Source organism: Sulfitobacter sp. 15WGC, from assembly GCF_005068605.1.
GTDB classification, from domain to species: Bacteria; Pseudomonadota; Alphaproteobacteria; order Rhodobacterales; family Rhodobacteraceae; genus Sulfitobacter; species Sulfitobacter faviae.
Window position 1 is genome coordinate 45032 of record NZ_SZNL01000019.1, and the last position, 18866, is coordinate 63897.

The 18866-nt window shown below is 60.6% G+C and carries 16 protein-coding genes and 1 pseudogene; 16 read left to right on the forward strand and 1 reads right to left on the reverse strand.

Annotated features, from left to right (window positions below):
- The first annotated feature begins 50 nt into the window (after positions 1 to 50).
- The 12 genes and pseudogenes from repA (at position 51) to FCK22_RS14960 (ending at position 11494) form a co-directional block, all read left to right on the forward strand.
- Positions 51 to 1244, forward strand: a complete 1194-nt coding sequence (gene repA / locus FCK22_RS14905; protein WP_040179904.1) for a plasmid partitioning protein RepA — start codon at positions 51 to 53, stop codon at positions 1242 to 1244.
- Positions 1228 to 2157 carry a plasmid partitioning protein RepB gene (gene repB, locus FCK22_RS14910; RefSeq protein ID WP_067268391.1) on the forward strand — a complete coding sequence of 310 codons (930 nt, stop codon included), beginning with the start codon at positions 1228 to 1230 and terminating at the stop codon, positions 2155 to 2157. The genes repA and repB overlap by 17 nt, the downstream gene beginning before the upstream one ends.
- A 213-nt stretch (positions 2158 to 2370) precedes the next feature.
- A complete protein-coding gene (gene repC, locus FCK22_RS14915; protein WP_067268408.1) occupies positions 2371 to 3582 on the forward strand; it encodes a plasmid replication protein RepC in 1212 nt (403 codons plus the stop codon).
- A 1220-nt stretch (positions 3583 to 4802) separates the two neighbouring features.
- Complete coding sequence (locus FCK22_RS14920; protein WP_231886454.1) at positions 4803 to 5273, forward strand: hypothetical protein; 471 nt, start codon at positions 4803 to 4805, stop codon at positions 5271 to 5273.
- Between the two features lie 40 nt (positions 5274 to 5313).
- Positions 5314 to 6253 (forward strand): annotated as a pseudogene (locus tag FCK22_RS14925) (zincin-like metallopeptidase domain-containing protein).
- Positions 6254 to 6276: 23 nt separating this feature from the next.
- The gene (locus FCK22_RS14930) at positions 6277 to 6486 is read left to right on the forward strand and encodes a DUF6330 family protein (protein ID WP_067268395.1); all 210 of its coding nucleotides are present in this window, start codon (positions 6277 to 6279) and stop codon (positions 6484 to 6486) included.
- Between the two features lie 87 nt (positions 6487 to 6573).
- Positions 6574 to 6963: a DUF3768 domain-containing protein gene (locus FCK22_RS14935; RefSeq protein WP_067268396.1), complete on the forward strand. Its 390-nt coding sequence runs from the start codon at positions 6574 to 6576 to the stop codon at positions 6961 to 6963.
- A gap of 159 nt (positions 6964 to 7122) precedes the next feature.
- Positions 7123 to 9105, forward strand: coding sequence for a ParB/RepB/Spo0J family partition protein (locus FCK22_RS14940; protein WP_067268397.1), 1983 nt, complete (start codon positions 7123 to 7125; stop codon positions 9103 to 9105).
- 72 nt (positions 9106 to 9177) lie between these two features.
- Positions 9178 to 9771 carry a regulator gene (locus FCK22_RS14945; RefSeq protein ID WP_067268398.1) on the forward strand — a complete coding sequence of 198 codons (594 nt, stop codon included), beginning with the start codon at positions 9178 to 9180 and terminating at the stop codon, positions 9769 to 9771.
- A 103-nt stretch (positions 9772 to 9874) separates the two neighbouring features.
- Positions 9875 to 10528, forward strand: coding sequence for a hypothetical protein (locus tag FCK22_RS14950; RefSeq protein ID WP_067268401.1), 654 nt, complete (start codon positions 9875 to 9877; stop codon positions 10526 to 10528).
- Positions 10529 to 10652: 124 nt separating this feature from the next.
- Positions 10653 to 10979, forward strand: coding sequence for a type II toxin-antitoxin system PrlF family antitoxin (locus tag FCK22_RS14955; protein ID WP_005668772.1), 327 nt, complete (start codon positions 10653 to 10655; stop codon positions 10977 to 10979).
- On the forward strand, positions 10976 to 11494 hold the full coding sequence (locus FCK22_RS14960; RefSeq protein ID WP_067268403.1) for a type II toxin-antitoxin system YhaV family toxin: 519 nt from the start codon (positions 10976 to 10978) through the stop codon (positions 11492 to 11494). The genes FCK22_RS14955 and FCK22_RS14960 overlap by 4 nt, the downstream gene beginning before the upstream one ends.
- A gap of 289 nt (positions 11495 to 11783) precedes the next feature.
- On the opposite strand, the gene FCK22_RS14965 is transcribed toward FCK22_RS14960, so the two are convergent.
- Positions 11784 to 12134 carry a metalloregulator ArsR/SmtB family transcription factor gene (locus FCK22_RS14965; RefSeq protein WP_014132722.1) on the reverse strand — a complete coding sequence of 117 codons (351 nt, stop codon included), beginning with the start codon at positions 12132 to 12134 and terminating at the stop codon, positions 11784 to 11786.
- Between the two features lie 63 nt (positions 12135 to 12197).
- Between FCK22_RS14965 and FCK22_RS14970 the strand changes: the two genes are divergently transcribed.
- The 4 genes from FCK22_RS14970 (at position 12198) to FCK22_RS14980 (ending at position 18628) form a co-directional block, all read left to right on the forward strand.
- Positions 12198 to 13049, forward strand: coding sequence for a cation diffusion facilitator family transporter (locus tag FCK22_RS14970; RefSeq protein WP_038068544.1), 852 nt, complete (start codon positions 12198 to 12200; stop codon positions 13047 to 13049).
- Positions 13050 to 13440: 391 nt separating this feature from the next.
- Positions 13441 to 13587, forward strand: a complete 147-nt coding sequence (locus FCK22_RS18980; protein ID WP_156505811.1) for a hypothetical protein — start codon at positions 13441 to 13443, stop codon at positions 13585 to 13587.
- Positions 13588 to 13856: 269 nt separating this feature from the next.
- The gene (locus FCK22_RS14975; protein ID WP_136720532.1) at positions 13857 to 18119 is read left to right on the forward strand and encodes a strawberry notch family protein; all 4263 of its coding nucleotides are present in this window, start codon (positions 13857 to 13859) and stop codon (positions 18117 to 18119) included.
- Positions 18120 to 18241: 122 nt separating this feature from the next.
- Positions 18242 to 18628: a DUF6878 family protein gene (locus FCK22_RS14980; RefSeq protein ID WP_067260971.1), complete on the forward strand. Its 387-nt coding sequence runs from the start codon at positions 18242 to 18244 to the stop codon at positions 18626 to 18628.
- The last annotated feature ends 238 nt before the right edge of the window (positions 18629 to 18866 follow it).

The window sequence follows — 18866 nt, forward strand, 5'->3', positions numbered from 1 at the left end:
AAAATAACGCGCGGTCACATAAAAAAACGCGCCCACGGATCGGGGCAGACATGAGCGAAGTAGAGCAGGATTTAGACATCGCCATCGGGCACTACGCGGAACTTCTCGCGTCGAACCTGCATGCTCAGCGCGCCGCACACTTCCCTCCGGATGCAAAGAAGGTGATGCGCACTTTGACCAGCGGCGAAGCTGCCGAGCTCCTTGGCGTCGACCATACCTATCTTCGGAAGCTTCATCGAGAAGGAAAGATCGTTGACGTCGAGACGACGGCTGGAAGTCATCGTCGCTATACTCTCGACGATATCTGGGAAATCCGGCAGACGCTTGAAGGAAACGCAAAAAAGTCTGGAACTTACGTGCCTGGGCGTCGCGACGGTGACGAGCTTCAAGTTATTTCAGTGGTGAACTTCAAGGGCGGGTCCGGCAAAACGACGACGTCTGCTCACCTCGCTCAGCGCTTGGCGCTCAAGGGGTACAGGGTTCTTGCGATCGATCTCGACCCCCAAGCATCTCTTTCGGCTCTTCACGGAATCCAGCCAGAACTCGACCTCATGGAGGGCGGAACCCTCTATGATGCCGTTCGCTATGACGATCCGGTTCCGATCGCCGAAGTGATCCGCAAAACCTACATCCGCGGCCTTGATCTTATCCCGGGCAACCTTGAACTCATGGAGTTCGAGCACGAGACGCCTGCTGCGATCCAGCGAGGCGGAGCGAAGGCGTTCTTCGCGAGAGTTCATGACGCACTCGATAGTGTTGAAGCGAACTACGACGTTGTTGTGATCGACTGTCCGCCGCAACTTGGTTTCTTGACGATGTCAGCACTTTCCGCGTCCTCGGGTGTGCTCGTGACGGTTCACCCGCAGATGCTTGACCTTATGTCGATGTCCCAATTCCTGCGAATGACTGCGGATCTCCTTGGAGTAATCAGGGATGCAGGCGCAAATCTGCGCTTCGATTGGCTTCGCTTCTTGCCAACGCGATACAAAGTCGGCGACGCGCCACAGACCGAAGTCATCGCCTTCATTCGCGGGCTCTTTGGGAGGTCGGTCCTGACCAATCACATGGTTGAGTCGACCGCAATTTCTGATGCCGGCTTGACCAAGCAAACGCTCTACGAAGCTGACAAGAAGGACTTCACGCGTCAGACGTTTGATCGTGCGATCGAATCTATGAACGCAGTGAACGATGAGATCGCTGAAATCATCCAGAACACATGGGGGCGGAATGGCAAGAAAGCCTAAACTTGGCCTGCCGCTGCAGACCCTTCGCAACGCTCCTGACGCTCTTGAAGGGCGCCGACTGCGTGGCGGTGTTTTTGAGATCGATCCGGCGCAGATTGTTACCGAAGGACGGTTGGATGACAGGCTTCAGATTGACGTTGAGGGCCTGAAGAACTCTATTTCCAAGAACGGCCAGCGTGTGCCTGTCTTGGTCCGCCCACTGGAAGGCGATCGCTACAACCTGATCTATGGCCGCAGACGCCTGGAAGCATGTCGCGAACTCGGTATCAAAGTTCGAGCCATCGTCACAGAGGTTGAAGGTGATCAAGCGCTTCGAGATCAGCTTCTCGAGAACCAAGAGCGTCGTGATCTTAGCTTTATTGAGCGTGCGCTCGTTGCGACGGCACTTCTGGACGGTGATCATTTGGAAGGGGCTGAGCGCACCAATCGAGGTGTCGCCGAAGTCCTTAACCTCCACGAAGCTGGGGTTTCACAACTCTTGAGTGTCGTTCGGACGGTCGGCGAGGAACTCATCCAGGCAATTGGTGCGGCTCCCGGGATTGGTCGCCCGAGATGGGAAGAGCTCAAAAAGGCTTTGGGTGCCTACGACGGTGATCGAGACCAACTGCAAGCCGTAGCTCATGCAGCCAAGTCCGAAAGTTCCGGCTCGGTCGATGAGGTTTCTGAGCGTGCGTTTCTCGCAGTTCTGGCAGCTGCGAAGAGAGCAGAGAAGAAAGCAAGCCCGTCTAGAAAGGGTGTGCCTGCTTTGGCGATCCCCGGTGTTGGAGCTGCGACGGTCAAGACCGGCCGCCAAGGCAAGCAGCTCAAACTTGATCTAACTACGGATGAACCTGATTTTATCAGCTGGTTGGAGGGCAATGCCCCAAAGCTGATTACCGAGCTTCATGAGCGCTGGAAGCGTTCAGGAGACTGAGGAAGAGCAACCAACAAGAAGGAGGCACGATACAGGCAAAAAGAAAAAGGCCCCGAGAAGCTAGCTTCACGAGACCTTTGTAAGGTTTCGCACCGGGATCAGCCCGCTACAAAATCTCAGTTTTCGCACTTCTGAATGTAGCGTTCTGGCCCCTACCCCGCAAGCGCAAAGCGATTCGCGGGCCCTAGAATTTTTGTCTTCGTGGACATTTTCATGGAGTACACACCAATCTCGCCGTTTATGCGGCCGATTTCGCACGCCCATTTGCGCGTCATTGAGCGACCCGAGGCATCTGTTCCAGCCAGACCCGTTAACAAGTGGGAACTCCTGCGCGAGCTCTCCAAGGCGCAAGCGGCCTTTGGGGTCTCGGAACGTGATCTGACGGTTTTGCAGGGGCTCCTCAGCTTCTTTCCGGACGATGCGCTTGGCGGGAACGCCGAGATGGTCGTCTTCCCCTCGAACAAGGCGATCTGTGAGCGCCTGAATGGTATGCCTTGCTCCACGATGCGTCGTCACCTCGCGCGTCTTGTCGAGGCTGGCTTGCTCCAGCGGCGCGATAGCCCCAATGGGAAGCGTTACGTCCGCAAGCACGGCGAAGATCGCGTTGCCTTTGGCTTCGATCTTTCCCCGCTCTACTGTCAGTCCGAGGAGATAGCACGGGCCGCAGAGGCCGTACGTGAGGCTGAGGAGCGCGTCAGGCGCCTGAGAGAGGTCGTAAGCCTCATGCGCCGCGACCTCGCGGCCCTCGCCGAGTTCGGAGACGAGATACAGCCCGGCCTAGGCTTCTGGGATCAGCTTCGCGACAAGGCTGCACTCACAGCCCGCGCGCTTCGCCGCAAGCTTTCAATTGAGGACCTCGCGGCCTATCGAGCCGACCTTGAAGCTCTCCTTGACCAGGCACGCAACATCATTGATGGCCCTGAAACAGAAGAAATGAACACCAATGATGCCCATTCTGAGCGTCACCATCATAATTCAAATAAAGAATCTATAGATCTTGAACCTGCTTTAGAAAAAAGCGGGGCGGCGGCGGGTGTGCCAGATGTGGACACGGATGAGCCTGTGGCTGACGTCGATGAACAGGACACAAGACACCTGCCAAAGATCCCGCTGCACCTAGTGATCGCGGCATGTCCCTCGCTTAAATCCTTCTACCAAGGTGAGATCCGGCATTGGCATCAGCTCTTCGATGCGGCGTGCCATGTGCGGCCAGCCATGGGAATCAGTGCGTCTGCATGGGAAGAAGCACAGCGGTTCATGGGTCCGGAGCAAGCGTCGATCGTTGTTGCTGCCATGCTGGAACGCTTCGCCGACATAAGATCGCCTGGTGGATACTTGCGAGCTCTGACTGCCAAAGCTGCGGCAGGCGAGTTTTCCTGTGGCCCAATGGTCATGGCATTGATTGGCCGGCGGAACGCGGCTTAACAGCTGTTAAACTCCGATCTCGTGCGGCTGGCATGGCATAACTTAACAGCTGTTAAGTAGGCTCTCGGCACACAAACGGTGTTCGAGAGAGAAAAGTTAGGGGGTTGAGGTGTGGCGGTATTTGAGATCGTGAAAGTGGCTTTCGCCTTCGTCCCGGCGAAGCTCTGATGACGAGGGCATCCCGATCATCATGGTAAAACCTCAGCTGGTGACCATCGCTGCTAGTAGCGCAAAGGCGGCTAGCGAAGAACATACAGAGCGTTGTGCTGCAGCCAACCTAGCAGTTCCGCGCCTCCGCGGCCCCTGCCCTTTTCGATGTCTGAGATCTGATGATGAATACCCTCAACAATTGGCTCTACGCTATCCGGCGCCTGCTGACGGCGATTTGGGTCCTGGCCTCGGATATTCGCTTGCCCTTCATCGGTGCTAATGCCTGAGAGGTAGGTTGTGGATGTCTGTTGCATGATATCGTGGCTACGGGCCGTAGCGGACAAGGAGCAGACGATCGATGGTTGCCAAAACCGTTTGACCAAGGGCTCGATCCTCGAATTCCCGCGCGCGGGGAAGGGGGAGCCGGTAACTTCTCAGTCACTTCGATAATGACGACATGGCCAACGAGGCAATCGGTTCCTCAAGCGCAGCAGCTGGTTGCCAGCGGTCCCGCGTTCAGCTGATTTGGTCGTAGTGGACGACGAGGACATCGCAGAACAGCGGTTGCAACTCAATCTCTTGATTTCATGACACCCGAACTCTTCAAAAGAGTGCATTGATGTTGGCTGCGGAATGATCTGATCCGTCAGATGGCGGAAAATGATTTAATAACAATAGGTTATTACGTTTTTTGGTATTCGCGATGAGAAATCATGCCCATAACAGCCTTCGTCGACATGATTTCCCTTTCCAGGGTGCCGATCCGCTACATCGACGGGAAGCCAAAGCATCAGCACGCTTTACGAAGAAGTTGGCAGTTGCGGGCCGATTGAGCGGTCTGGGCTATCTCGTGAAGAAGGAACCGCCACAGGTCTAGCCGATGGGCCCTGTGGAAGTTCTGATCCCGTCGTACCAGTACAGTTCGGTGGCGGTTGGGTGTTTCATGGGTTTGGTCCAGGAAAAGTGAAAGTGTTCTTCGGGTTTTGTGACTGACGGATGAGGGCCTTTGGGGTCCCTCAGATGGGTCCGGGCCGGATTCCGGTCTGTCTTTCCTGATGAAGGGCATTCCGATGCAAACAGGTGTCTTGCGCGTGTTGCGCGCGACCGCTGCCTCGTGGTGGCGACACAAGGAACTACGCCGAACCGGCCAGGCCGGGCAGGCACAGCGGCTCGAGCGCGAGGCTGTCCTGCGTGATCTCGGCTATTTGAAGCAGGCGGCGACATTGCCGAATGCCCATGTGATCTGCGGAGAGGGCGGGACATTCCTCCATCTCGGTTGGACCACCGTTTCAACCTTCGCGCCGATCGAGCGCTTTCCCCTGGCCGCTCTTGCGGTCGCACGTGGGACCCCGCTCATCGATATCCGACCGGTCACCGACGTCATCACCTTCGCGAACCTGCCGCGGGTGGCGCGGGACGGATCGACCGACCCTGACCCTTGCGGTCTTGGCAGGTCCGTCTCGCTGACCACCTACACCGACATGGTCGAAGCACTCGGCGCCAGGATCGCCAACGATCCGCGGCCCCGTCAGTCAACCTGAACACCATTCCCTCTCAACAGAACTCGAAAGGAGGCCAGCTATGGCCCGATCCCGCACGCCCAAATTCGATGCCTCCGAGGTCATCACAAACGAAATCATCCGCATCATCGAGCGCGGCGTCCTGCCTTGGCGCAAGCCCTGGACGGCAGGCGGCAGCCCGCGCCCTCTGCGCGTGGGCGGTGAACCCTACCAGGGCGTAAACAACTTCCTGCTGACCATGCGAACTATGATGGCGGGCCATAGCTCGCCCTTCTGGATGACGTTGCCGCAGGCCAATGCCTTGGACGCAAAGGTTCGCAAGGGCGAGAAGTCGTCTGTCGTCGTCTACTACGGACAAAGCCGGACGAACGCCGCCGATGAGGACGGTCGCAGCGACGGGGATGATCACTCCGAGGAAGCCCGCATCTTTCGCTTCCAGAAATCCTACCGCGTGTTCAATGCCTGCCAGATCGATGGCCTGCCCGACAGTTTCTACCCCGACCCGGAGCCCGTGCCTGAACATCCGCCGTCCGAGCCCATCCCGCATATGCAGGCGTTTTTTTGATGCCATCGACATCACGACCGTCTTCACGGGCACGGAAGCCTACTATCTGCCGCCCGTGGATAAGGTCTTCATGCCGTCGATTGCGCGGTTCGAGAACCCGCGGAACTTCTACGGGGTCTGGGCGCATGAGCTCGCCCATGCCACCAAGGCGCGCCATCGGCTGAACCGCGACTACGGCCTCTCGCGCTTCCGCAACACGGCCTATGCCCGCGAAGAGATCGTCGCCGAGCTGACCTCGGTGTTCCTTGGCCAGACGCTCGGCTTTACGGCCCATACGCTCGAGATGAACGCGGCGTATCTCTACAATTGGCTGCGCGTTCTGCGCTCGGACAAGGGCGCCATCTTCAAGCACGCCGCGGATGCGCAGCGCGCCTGCGACTACCTGATCGCCAGATCGGAGGCGGGCAGGGCAGGGGAGAGCGCCGAGGCAGCTTGATTGCACAAAGACCGGAGACTCCCATGTCACGCAAGGAACCCAAGACGCTGCGGGTGGCCTGCTTCGCTGACGGCCGCCGCAAGATCATCACCTTCAAACGCGGAGCATATTGGTGGAGCCCATCCGAGGGCGCCTATCCACTCTCGGCAGCGCTCGAGACCATCAAGGAACAGGGCGGCTGGATCGAAAACATCCCCAACCCCAATTACACACCCAAGGGGCTGTTCGGGTAGGGCGCCTTCGGCCTCGATGCATCCGCCGTGCGGAAAAGGAAAAGTGGGCTTTGGATTGGGTGTTTCAATTTCACAGAGGAATGCCCCATGACCATCACCGTACAAACCCAGACAGACTGCCCTGATCCAAGTGTGATCGCAGCGCAGAACGACGCGTTCCGCAAGCTTGCCTGCCTCGGAATACCGCCCGCGCAGCCCATCCAGGGCCGCATGCATGTCACCCGCTCGATTATGGAGGCTGGTGACGGCTTCATGGCCGAGGCGGTGAAGGCCACGGGAATGTTCGAGACCTTCGAGCCCGAGAATGACCCGGAAGGCTGGCATGATTTCGGGGCGGTTGAGATCCGCGGCGAGACGGTGTTCTGGAAAATTGATCTCTATGAGGCGGATTCCGACTTCCGCTATGGCGCCGAGACCCCGGACAATCCCGCCACCACAATGCGCGTACTGACCATCATGCTGGCGCGCGACTGGTAGCAGGGCAGGGGACACCCCCTCCTGACATTCCAGCCGATGAAGGCCCGCTGCCCCTCAAAAAGGCAAAGCGGGCCTTTTGTCGTGGTGATCCCCGCCCTTGGGGATTGACCGCGCATCTGAATGCGCGGGCCGCTCCTAATTCATCAAGAAGGATATCCCATGACTGCAAGCTTCAAACCCGTTTCCGTCGCCATCGGCGATCTGACAGCTCACCCCGCCAATGTGCGCAGCAACGCGCCGGAAACCTATGAGCCCGAGAACATCGCGCATCTGAAGGCGAGCATCGCTGTACTGGGCCTCCTGCAGCCGCTCCTGGTCCAGAAGCTTGACGGCAAATATGCTGTCCTCGCCGGTGGCCGGCGCCATGCAGCCCTGAAGGAGCTGATCGCTGACAAGACCAGCAAGGGGTTCACGGCGAAAACCAAGGTGGACTGCCGCCTTGTCCCTGACGACTGCGACGTCACCACGGCGTTGTCGCTCGCCGAGAACATCACCCAGGCACCGATGAATGCCATCGACGAGTTCGAGGCCTTCGCTCGGATGATGGAGGTCGACGGCCAGTCCCCCGAGACCATCGCCAGGACCTTCGGCACCACGGTGGCGGCCGTGAAAGGCCGGCTGCGCTACGGCCTCATTCATCCAGACATCCGCGCCGCAGCGCGGGCAAAAACGATCACGCTCGACACAATGAAGGCTTTCGCTGAGCACCCGAGCCAGGAGGTGCAGAAGGAGGTCTACGAGGCGCTCACTAAGGAAGACAGCTACCTGCAGGCCTATACCGTTCGACAGGCGCTCAAATCCCGCGGTGTGCAGGTCAGCGACGACATTGGGGCTTTCGTACGCGAAGACTACGAGGCACGCGGCGGCGTCGTCGCGGCTGACCTTCTGGAAGAGCATTCCGTGCTCGAGGATGCGGCGCTGGTCGAGACCATCCTGCTCGAGAAGCTCGGTGCCGCCACCGAGGACGCCCGTATGAGGCTGGGCTTTGCCTGGGCCGATGCGATGGTCCGCTATGATTACGCGACCATGGCCGACTACGGCCGCGTCTATCCCGGCCCGATCGAGCCTGATGAGGCTGCGCAAAAGCGCATCGATGAAATCACCGCCGAACTCGAGAAATTGCAACTCGAGATGGAAGATGAGGGGCTCGAGGACGGTGCCTACAACGCCCTTTACGAGCGCGCGGACGCCTTGGAAGAGGAAGCCCGCGACCTGCAGGAAGCCTACAGCGCCGAGGACCTCGCGCGGTCTGGGGTGATCGCGTCGTGGCAGGGTGGGCAGATCACGCTCCATGTTGGTCTCGTCCGCCCGGAAGACACCGTCAAAAAGGAGGGCGCGCGCGGCTCCTCGGCTAGCCCGGCCGGGGAGGAGGCCCCAGACGCCGGCGAAATCACTTATCCAGCCTCACTGGCTGAGGACCTCAAGACCGAGCGAGCCATGGCGCTTGGGGCCGCGATGGCGCTGCATCCGGAAGCCACGCTCGATCTGACGCTCTTCAAGCTGGTGAGCGACGTTCTGGCTAGCGGCATGAGTGTCACGCAGGCGATCAAGATCGATGCCCGCAAGGAATACCGCAACCACGCCAAGATGGACGAGATCGACGAGACCTCGCTCGAGCAGGTGGCGGCGGCGCATGATGCGCTTAATCTGTCCTGGCTCGATGACAGCCGCGCGCCCGCCGATCAGTTTGCGGCGTTTCGCGCGCTGGAGGCAGGGGAGAAGGCCAAGCTCGTCGCCTATGCCACGGCCTGCACCACGCAGTCCTGCTTCGCGCGGGACCGACAGCGCGACAGCCTGATGCATGATTTCGAGATTGAGATCATGCCCGACATTCGCGCGCATTGGACGCCGAACGCGGCGCTCTTCAACCGCTTCAAGAAGGCCTGGCTTCTGAAGATCCTCGGCGAGGATCTGGGTCTGGCCCAGGAGGCGGTGACGCTCGCCTCGTCGAGCAAGAAGGAGATCGTCGCCTTCTGCGACAAGCTCTTCGCCGATCCCTTCGCGACGCTCACGGACGCGCAGCGCGCTGCCGTGGCCGCGTGGTGCCCGCCCATGATGCAGACCGCCGGTGTCGCCTTTGATGAGGCGGAGCCCGCTGCGGAAACCCCCGAGCCTGACAGCGCGGTCGCGCAAGCGGCCTGAGCCATCACGCGACCCGCGCGAGGCATTCCCCGCGTGGGTCGACCCTCCCACACCCAACCGAAAGACATCCTCATGGCTATTCTCAAGTTCTCTGCGTCCGCTGTGGCGGCGCAAATCGCACACGCGCGCGCCTGCAAAACCTTCCTGCCCAACTGGAACGGGCCCGTGGACAGGCCGGCCCTGATCCTCATCGTCGGCAATGGTGTGCATCTGCGCTCGAACGGCATCGATGGCACGACCACCCGTATCGTTACCACCGAGCAGGCCGATCCCTCCTTCGCCTTCGCCGACGGCATGAACCCGTTTCGGGATACCGACTGGATGGCGCAGCGCCGCATCGCGTTTCGCGATCTGACCGGCCAGTTCTACACCGACATCCTCGACGATGTGCAGGTGCTGATTGATCGGGGGCAGGGGGCGATCCGGCTCGCCACCGATGGCCACAGCATCCGCGTCTTCGTGCGCCGGGCCTCGGACTATCTCATCGGTGGAACTTACGAGGTGCCTTCAGGTCTTGGCGGCACCTTCCGGGTTATCCTCAAGGATGCCTGCGATACCTTCGCGATCGTGCAGAACTGCGGCAATTGCGAGGATTTCGACGCCACGCAGCCCTACCGCGTGCCGCTCGATGCGCTGATGGAAATCGATGACCGGAGGGCGGCGTAACGCGCCCATTCTCAAACAAGCATCGCCAATACCCTGCCGGGCCTGCGGCCCTCTCGGGACATTGGCGACAACAATTTTCCCAAACGAGAGAAAGGACTCTGAAATGGGTTGGCTTTTCTACACCGACGGCCGCGTCCAGAACTACGTGGATGAGAAAGCAGAAATCGCCCGGCTCTGCACTTTTGAGGGCGACACGCGCAAAACTGAACTGGTCAAGGCCTGCAAGGTCGGCTCAACCTGGTATGCGGCGGCAAAGGTCACCAATCTCGACGGCACCCCTGTCGAAGACACGACCTATGTCACCGATGCGGATGGTTCCATCACTTTCGGGGCTGTCTTCCTCACCCGATACGATGACGGCTGCTGGGGCTACAAGGACATGGAGGAAAGTGCTGGCCCGAACGAATCTCGTGCTCCGCTTGGGCTGATCGAGCTTCTCTCCGACCTGAAAGACCCGGACAGCTACGCCCAGGACTGGCGCCAGCGCTGCCGGGACTGGGCTTCGATCCCGGACTACGAGGAAGGCGACAAGATCAAGCTCGCAGCACCGGTGACGCTCACCGATGGCAGCACCTGCCAGATCGTCACTGCGACGCACTACAGGCGGGGGCGGCAAAAACGCCGCTGCTACCGCATCGAGGAAACCGGTGGGCTCGTACGTCTGTCGAAGGCCTCGCTTGCGGGCTCGGAGCTGCTCAGCTCCGCGAAAGGTGCGGCTAGCCCGGTGCTGGCGGAGTTCCTGGCGGGGCGAAATTAGGTCCTGCGCCGGACGGTTCATCGACCTGCCCGGCGACAGCAGATGCTGCGGCTTGTCTTGACAAGGCAATGCAAATGCATTACCTATCGCGGGCAGCAAAGAACCTTTTCTTCAGGAGACTGCCATGACAGCCCTCGCACAAGATGTCTCGAAACTCACGGATCGGTATCAGACGACCGTGCCGGCGGGTGTGCGCAAACAGCTCAAGCTGGGCAAGGGCGACCAGATTCGTTACTGCACCGAGCCGAGTGGCAGGGTCTATATCGAGCCCGTGCGCAGCGACGAGGAAGATCCCGTGCTCGGAGCCTTTCTCGATTTTGTCGAGGCCGATATCAAGGCGCATCCGGACCGCATTCGGGCGTTCGATGGGGCTTTGCATGACCGTCTTGCAGCACTGGTCGGAGACGTTGACGTCGATCTCGATGCGCCGCTATCGCTCGAGGATGAATGAGCGGCGATAGCGTGCCCGCAGGGGCGCCCCTTGTCGTAAACGGATGGTCGATTTATGCGCATCCGCTCTTTCTGGATCAGCTCGAAGGGCTGACCCTGGAGGTCGAGGCGCGTAAGGCACGCGATCCTAAGACCTGGCGCAAGAAAAACCCGACGAAACGGCTGGCCGCCATCTTCAAGCTGGTCACCGAGGCCATACCGGCAGATCCGGGTGCCGCCGCCTTCCGGCAAGGCGGCACACTCGGCGATCACCGCAAGCACTGGTTCCGGGCGAAATTCTTCCAGCAGTATCGGCTGTTCTATCGGTTCAACAGCGATGCGAAGGTCATCGTGGTGGCCTGGGTGAACGACGACAAGACCCTGCGCGCCTACGGCAGCAAGACGGATGCCTATGCGACGTTCAAAGGGATGTTGGAAGATGGCAATCCACCTGACAATTTTGACGCGCTCTTGAAAGAAGCAGCGGCGGCGAACAAGCGGTTCGAGACGTCCCTTGAAGCAGCGCCCGATCGGTAAGTGGGGTCGAATGCCCGAAGGGGCGGATTCCCACGCTAAGGCTGCCAGTGAGTGGGCATTATGCGTTTCAATCGCCGTCATACTTGGGCCAAGTGAAATAGGCGACATTGGTGTGTCATATGGCTGGTACGATGAAATTCTCAGAAGTCCCTCCCTATCCGTACACCTGCCGTTCGCTGCATCGTGTACTAACTGGTAAGATGCGGACAAAGCGCCATTTTGCTGCGGCTGCGCAAATGGCTGCTTTAGGCCTGGCGCACCAATAGAACATTGCAGCAGGACACGTCGGTTAATCCGTATAGCTTCGGCAGGCATCGACCCCTACGGCTGTCGAGGCAAGTAGTTGATCTGCGTCGCGGATGAGATCAGCGATCCGCCTGTCCGCAAGGCGATACCGGACGAACCGACCTTCGTTCCTGCGACTGACCAGACCGCAATCCAAAAGGCAGCGCAGATGGTTCGAGACATTGGGCTGACCAAGCCCTGTTTGGGTAACGATTTCCTGCACGCTGCGTTCGTCCGACAGTAGCGCATCGAGGATCGCAAGACGGCTGGGGTCGCCGAGACCCCGGAAGAGCTTTGCCCGCGGCTCAAGGGTGTCAGCTGCCGAAAGATCGTCTTGAATGTTTTGCAATGTCATATCATTATCCACTGATATGTTAGCGGCGACTTCTTTCGCACGCTACCTTCAAGAGGATCGCATATGAGCCGAGCAGATAACACCACATTGCCTACAACGTCTTTGCCGATCCGGATGCGGGTGCATGGCATGGACTGCGCCAAGGATGCCGCCGAGATCGAACGGGCCGCTCGGTCTGCGGGCGTGGCTGAAGGCGATGTGAAGGTGTCTGCCGCAACCCATGTCATGACATTGCGGATCGCCGAAGACGACTTGCCGAAAGTGCGTCCAGCACTGGACGCAACCGGCTATGGCTTTGAGCTGATCAAGAGCGGGGATACATCGTCCGATCCGGCTTACAAAGACCCGAGCTATCGCCGCGCGCTCTGGATCGTGGTCCTGCTCAATCTCGGCTACGGGGTGATCGAGATGTTCGGCGGGTTCCTGTCCGGATCGCAAGCTTTGAAAGCAGATGCCCTGGATTTTTTGGGCGACGGCGCAATCACCTTTCTGGGCCTGCTCGCTATCGGTTGGAGTCTGACATGGCGGGCGCGGTCGGCGATGATCCAGGGCGTGTTCTTGGGATTTCTGGGGCTTGGCGTTGTCGGCAGCACAATCTGGCGTGTCCTGAATCAGACGACACCAGAGGCCGGGTTAATGGGAGCCTTCGCCGTGGGCGCGCTGATCGTAAACATTCTTGCGGTGCTGCCGCTGCTAAAACACCGCAAGGGCGACGCCAACATGCGGGCCGTATGGCTGTTCTCCCGGAACGACGCCATCGGCAACCTCGCCGTGGTGATCGCTGCCGGACTGGTCGCCTGGCTCGGCAGTGCCTGGCCTGACCTCATCGTTGCTTTCGCCATCGCAGGGCTGTTCCTGCATTCGTCATGGATGATCATCCGGGATGCGCGGAGTGATCTGTCAGAAACCGAGTGATCTGGCGGAAAAGCTGACGTGCGAACCGGAAACCGACATTCGCCACTGCGCAGCGAGTCCGGAACTTTGGGCTCGTTTGAGACCTTCGCGGCATCCCGCCCCAACGTCGGCAATGGTGTGAAGGGGCGTCTGTGCGCAGATGTTTTGGTCATCCCCATAATGTAGAGATCTCAAGAGTCTTATCGTCCGGGAAGTTTTGCTGTAACGTTCGATCATCGCGTGAACGGGGAATCCGAGTTGAAACAGCCTTCAGACCGCAAACAGGCTTGCGACAAAGTCAATCTGTCCAAGGTCCATTCTCCCTACCGCCGATCTCGGGTCGCTCTGAGCGTTGCAGCTATGCCGAGAGACCTAGGCGAATTTCTGGATAGGCGCCTCGAGGACCATTGCCGTGACCGCTGAGATGACGTCCCATGATGCCTGGTTTCGGTCCAAGGTGAAGGAGGCGCTGAATGACCAGCAGGCCGCGACACCGCATTCCTACGTGATGAATCTTGTGCAGGCGGTGATTGATGAGAAGCGCCGCCAACAGTCTTGAACAGTGCGTTCTGGTCTTACCTGGTACCTTTGTGCGTTTCGGGGTGTTTTGGTGGGTTGCCGCCGCTTCTTCTGTCAAAAAAGTGTTTGCCGATCGGCTGCGTGACTTAGCCTTTGATTCGGACAAGGGCGGGTCGCGCTCGTGATCTGAAATTCTGCACTCACTCTCGTTGCCCAACCTCCGTCATAGCTTTCGGCGGAAACCACAAAAAGTGTAGAGCGGGCTTTTTGTCCTTTGGAACTCAGACCCTGATCCAAAGGAAAATCCCCATGTCCAAACCCAGAACGGCCAACCCGGCTCTCGCAATCTCCGAAGCCGATCTCGCCTCTGCCCTCGCGCAGATCGACGCGGAGGTCGACAACCAGCCCCTGCGCAGTTCAGCGCTCGCGCGTATCATGCGCGAGACGTTCCATGGCAGCGATGCCGGCGGTGCCTGGGACTGGCGCATGGCATATGACCTGATGCAGGCCGCGGCTGTTCAGGTGCTGCTGCGTGGGGACGGCGCGGCAGGTGACATCGCCGCTGCAAAGCTGCTTGCCTCGCAGCTGCTGACGCAAACGCGCCGCTCCGAGCAGCAGATCCGGCTGCAGCAGTTTTCAACGCCGCTTGCATTCGCGACCATGGCGGTGCGGGCTGCGGCGATCCGCAAAGGCGAGACCGTGCTGGAGCCGTCGGCGGGCACTGGTGCCCTGGCTGCTTTCGCCGCCCGGGCCGGTGCCACGCTTTTGCTCAATGAAATCGACCCCTTTCGCCAGCGCCTCCTGCGCGCGGTTTTCGGCGGCGAGGTCACAGGCCATGACGGCGAGCATATCGATGATCTGCTGCAGACGCCCGTTCTGCCCGACGTCGTGGTGATGAATCCGCCCTTCGCCTCCTCGGTCGATCGGTCGCGGGACAAGCACATCGCCGCCAAACATCTCATCGCGGCTGCCAAGCGTCTCGCGCCCGGTGGGCGGCTGGTGGCGATCATGCCGCCGGGGTTCACGCCCGAACGCGATGCCGCGCATTGGTCCCGCGCCTGCCGTCTCCTGACGCCGCGATTGGCGCTGACGATGCCGGGGCAGGTCTACCGCAAGCTTGGCACCTCTGTCGAAACCCAGCTGATGGTCTTCGACAAGGTGCAGGAAGACGGCGAGATGATCCGCGCCAGTGTCCGGGACTTAGATGAAGCCCTTCCTTTTGTCGACGCCGTGGCCGCAACCCGGCCCGAGATGCGCCCCGTACAACAGGCAGCGGCGATCCCTCATGCTCAGCCGACCGTTCCATCATCTACCCCGCGCAACCGCCGCGCTGCGCCTGTTGCCGCCTCCAAACTTCGGGCCAATGCCGTCTGTTCGCTCAGCTTCACAAGCTTTGAGACCCCTCGCGACAACACGCCCATCTCGGACATCTATGCGCGCTACCGTCCTCAGCGGATCGAGATTGCGGGTGCGCAGGAACATCCCACGCCGCTCGTTGAAAGCATCGCCATGGCCTCTGTGGCCCCGCCCATGCCCTCAAACACGGGCAGTGATGACTTGCGGCTGCCCGCACGGTTGATCGGGGAGGGACATCTCTCCGAGGCGCAGCTGGAAACCATCATCATGGCGCATGATGCCCATGGGCGCGATCTGCCCGGTCGGTTTGCCATCGATGACGACCAGACCAAGCTGACGCGCGCCGATGATGACCCTAATGCACGGGCCTATCGCCTCGGCTATTTCCTTGGCGACGGCACCGGTTGCGGCAAGGGGCGCGAATGCGCGCTGCTGATCCTTGTCAACTGGCTGGCCGGACGCAGAAAGGCGATCTGGGTCTCCAAATCCGCCACGCTCATCGAGGACGCCATCCGCGACTGGACCGATCTCGGCGGCTCGCCCGCCGACATCCAGCCGCTCTCCAAATGGAAACCGGACCAGCCGATCCCGATGGGCGACGGGATCCTTTTTGTCACCTACGCCACGCTGCGGTCCGCGGGCAAATGCGGCACCACGCGACTGAGCCAGATCCTCGCTTGGATGGGTGAAGACTTTGACGGCGTTCTTGCCTTCGATGAGGCCCATGCCATGCAGAACGCGGCAGGGTCCGAGCAGGGCAGGGGGGTCAAACCTTCCCAGCAGGGCCTTGCTGGCCTGCGGCTGCAACTGGCAGCACCCCGCGCCCGCGTCTTCTACATCTCGGCTACGGGGGCCACGAGCGTGCACAACCTGGCCTATGCCGCGCGGCTGGGGCTCTGGGGGCAGGGGCCGGAATACCCCTTCCCGAGCCGCGAGAGTTTCGTCTCGGCGATGGAAGCCGGCGGTGTCGCCGCCATGGAGGTGGTGGCGCGCGATCTCAAGACGCTCGGGCTCTACACGGCGCGTGCCCTCAGCTTTGATGGGGTGGAATATGACGTGCTCGAACACGCGCTCACCCCGGCCCAGATCGAGATCTACGACGCCTATGCGGGCGCGTTTCGGACGATCCACCACAATCTCGAGGCGGCGTTGACTGCGACCGGCGTCAACGACGCCTCGGGGGAAACTAATGCGTCGGCCGCACGCGCCTCGGCCAAGTCCCGCTTCGAGAGCACGAAGCAGCGCTTCTTCAACCATCTCCTAATGGGCATGAAGGCTCCAAGCATCATCCACGCCATCAAGGACGATCTGGCGGCGGGCAAGGCTTGCGTCATCCAGGTAGTCTCGACGGGTGAGAGCCTGCTGAAACGCCGACTTGAGACAATGGACCCGGAGGATGAACTCGTCGAGGGTGCCTTGACGCCGCGCGATTATGTTCTGGGATACCTCGAACAGGCCTTCCCGATTCATGCGCAAAAGCTGGTCGAGATCGACGGCAACATGGTGGCGGAACCTTTGCGGGATGAGACCGGCGCGCTCGTTGTTTCGCGCGAGGCGCTCGCCCTGCGCGATGCGGCCATGATGGAGTTGATGACGCTTGCCCCGATCCCCTCGGCGCTCGACCAGATCCTCTGGGCCTTTGGCGATGAGGCCGTGGCAGAAGTCACGGGGCGGTCGATCCGGCCCCTCAAGGCCGAGGATGGTCATCTCTTCATCGAGAAGCGCGCCGCCAGCAGCAATTCATCCGAAACCCAAGCCTTCATGGACGGCGAAAAGGATATCCTGATCTTCTCCGATGCGGGCGGTACGGGCCGGTCCTACCATGCGGCGCAAACGGCGAAGAACCAGAAACGGCGGCGGCACTATCTAATGGAGCCCGGCTGGCGCGCCGATGCGGCCATCCAGGGGCTCGGCCGCACGCATCGCTCTGCCCAGGTCAGCGCGCCTTTCTTCCGGGTCTGCACCTCCGATGTGCATGGCGAGAAGCGCTTCACCTCGACGATTGCCAAGCGCCTCGACCAGCTGGGGGCCCTGACCAAGGGCCAGCGCGAAACCGGCTCGCAGGGCATGTTCCGCGAGGAGGACAATCTCGAAAGTCCGATCGCGCGGGCGGCGCTGCGTGGGTATTTCGCCGATCTTGCCGCCGGGCGCGCTGAGGCGATGAGCTACGAGAGCTTCACCGACTGGACGGCCCTGCGGCTGATCGACAAGGACGGGGTGCTCCTTGAGGAGCTTCCCCCGATCCAGCGGTTTCTCAACCGGGTGCTTGCCCTGCCCATCCACATGCAGAACGCACTCTTTGCCGAGTTCATGCGCCGGATTGCCGATCAGACTGAACGGGCGCGCGCGGCGGGCACCCTCGATCTCGGCGTCGAAACCCTGCGTGGCGAAAGGATCGAACAGGTCTCCACAGAGGATCTCTGGACCTGCCCGAAATCCGGCGCGGTGACGCGGATTATCGGACTTGAGGTGACGGACCCAGTGCATGTCCTTGACGCCGAAGAGGCCATATCGCGCAATCCGGACAAGCTGCCGATGGTGAATCGCGCCTCCGGTCGCGCGGCGCTCATCTCGGCGCGGCCCATGCAGATGTATGACGAGGACATGGTCACGCTGATGCGCAAGGCGGTGCGGCCCAACGGGTCGAGCTATCTGGAGGAGACGCGGTTTGAGTCCTCGACTTGGGAAGAGATCGACAGGCCTGAGTTTGCGCGGCTCTGGGGTGAAGAGGCTGTTGCCCTTCCCAAAACCACCACGACCAAGCTCTACCTGCTGACCGGGCTGCTGTTGCCGATCTGGAAGGACATACCGACCACCAATGAGCGCATTTACCGCGTCACGCCCGACGGGGCGACCGCGATGATCGGGCGCACGCTGAGCGAGGAAGGGGCGGCCGCGCTGCGCGCCCGCTTCCTCGTCTCAAACCCGCAAACACCGCAGGAGATGTTGACCACCGCCCTCGGCACCACCGCGCCTGTCGATCTGGGCCGGGGTCTCACCTTGACCCGTCGCCGTGTCGCAGGCGAGATGCGCCTCGAGCTGGGCGGCGCGGATCGGGGCATGATCGACGGCCTCAAGGCCCTCGGCTGCTTTACCGAGATCATCGCCTTCCAGCTGCGGGTGTTCCTGCCGCATGGTGACGGGATCGATACGGGAAGCATTCTGGCCCGGATCGTGGGGCAGGAAGCCGCCAGAGCGGCAGAACAAGCCGCCTGAAAAGTCAAAGCGGGCTTCCGGTCGGGCGTCGCGGATCTGGGTTTCACCGGTCTGCGCTTTCCGGGCGCGTGCAGACCAATGCCACGCCCGGTCCCCCCAAATTCAGACGAGAGGACAGACCCATGACCAATCCCCAAATCGACTATGCCGCAATGGCGGCTCAGTGGCGTGCAGAGCGCGAAACCACCTTGAAGGCATCCAGAGTGGAGCTGCTCGCGCAACTACGTGCGCTTGGCATCAGCGAGGTCACTGCCGAATATGAAGGCTATGGCGACTCCGGCAATGTCGAGGATGTGACGGTGCGGCCTGCAGAGGTCAACCTGCCGGAGCCGCTTGTCACAGAAGTTGGCGATTTCGCCTGGTCGCTCGCCTATCACCATCACCCGGGGTTCGAAAACAACGAGGGCGGCTACGGCACGCTGACCTGGGACATAGCACTAGACAGCATCACCCTCGATCACGCGGACCGCTATGTCGAATGCTCGCACAGCTATGATGAGGGTCTTTGAGATGGCCCATCCGCTTCATCATGCTGAAAGCTCTGCCCGGAAATTCGGCGGGGTGCCGTCCGACTATCAAGCCGTCCACGACTGGTTCGACGCCTCGAAAGAGCACCTCGCTGTTGATTGTCACTGAGAACTGACCCGGTATTTTCACCGAGATTTGACCCACCCTCAGTTATGCGTCGTGGTCTATGATGCGGTCAATGTTTTGGCCTCCTTTGCAGTTTTCTTTGCTGCCTCAGAA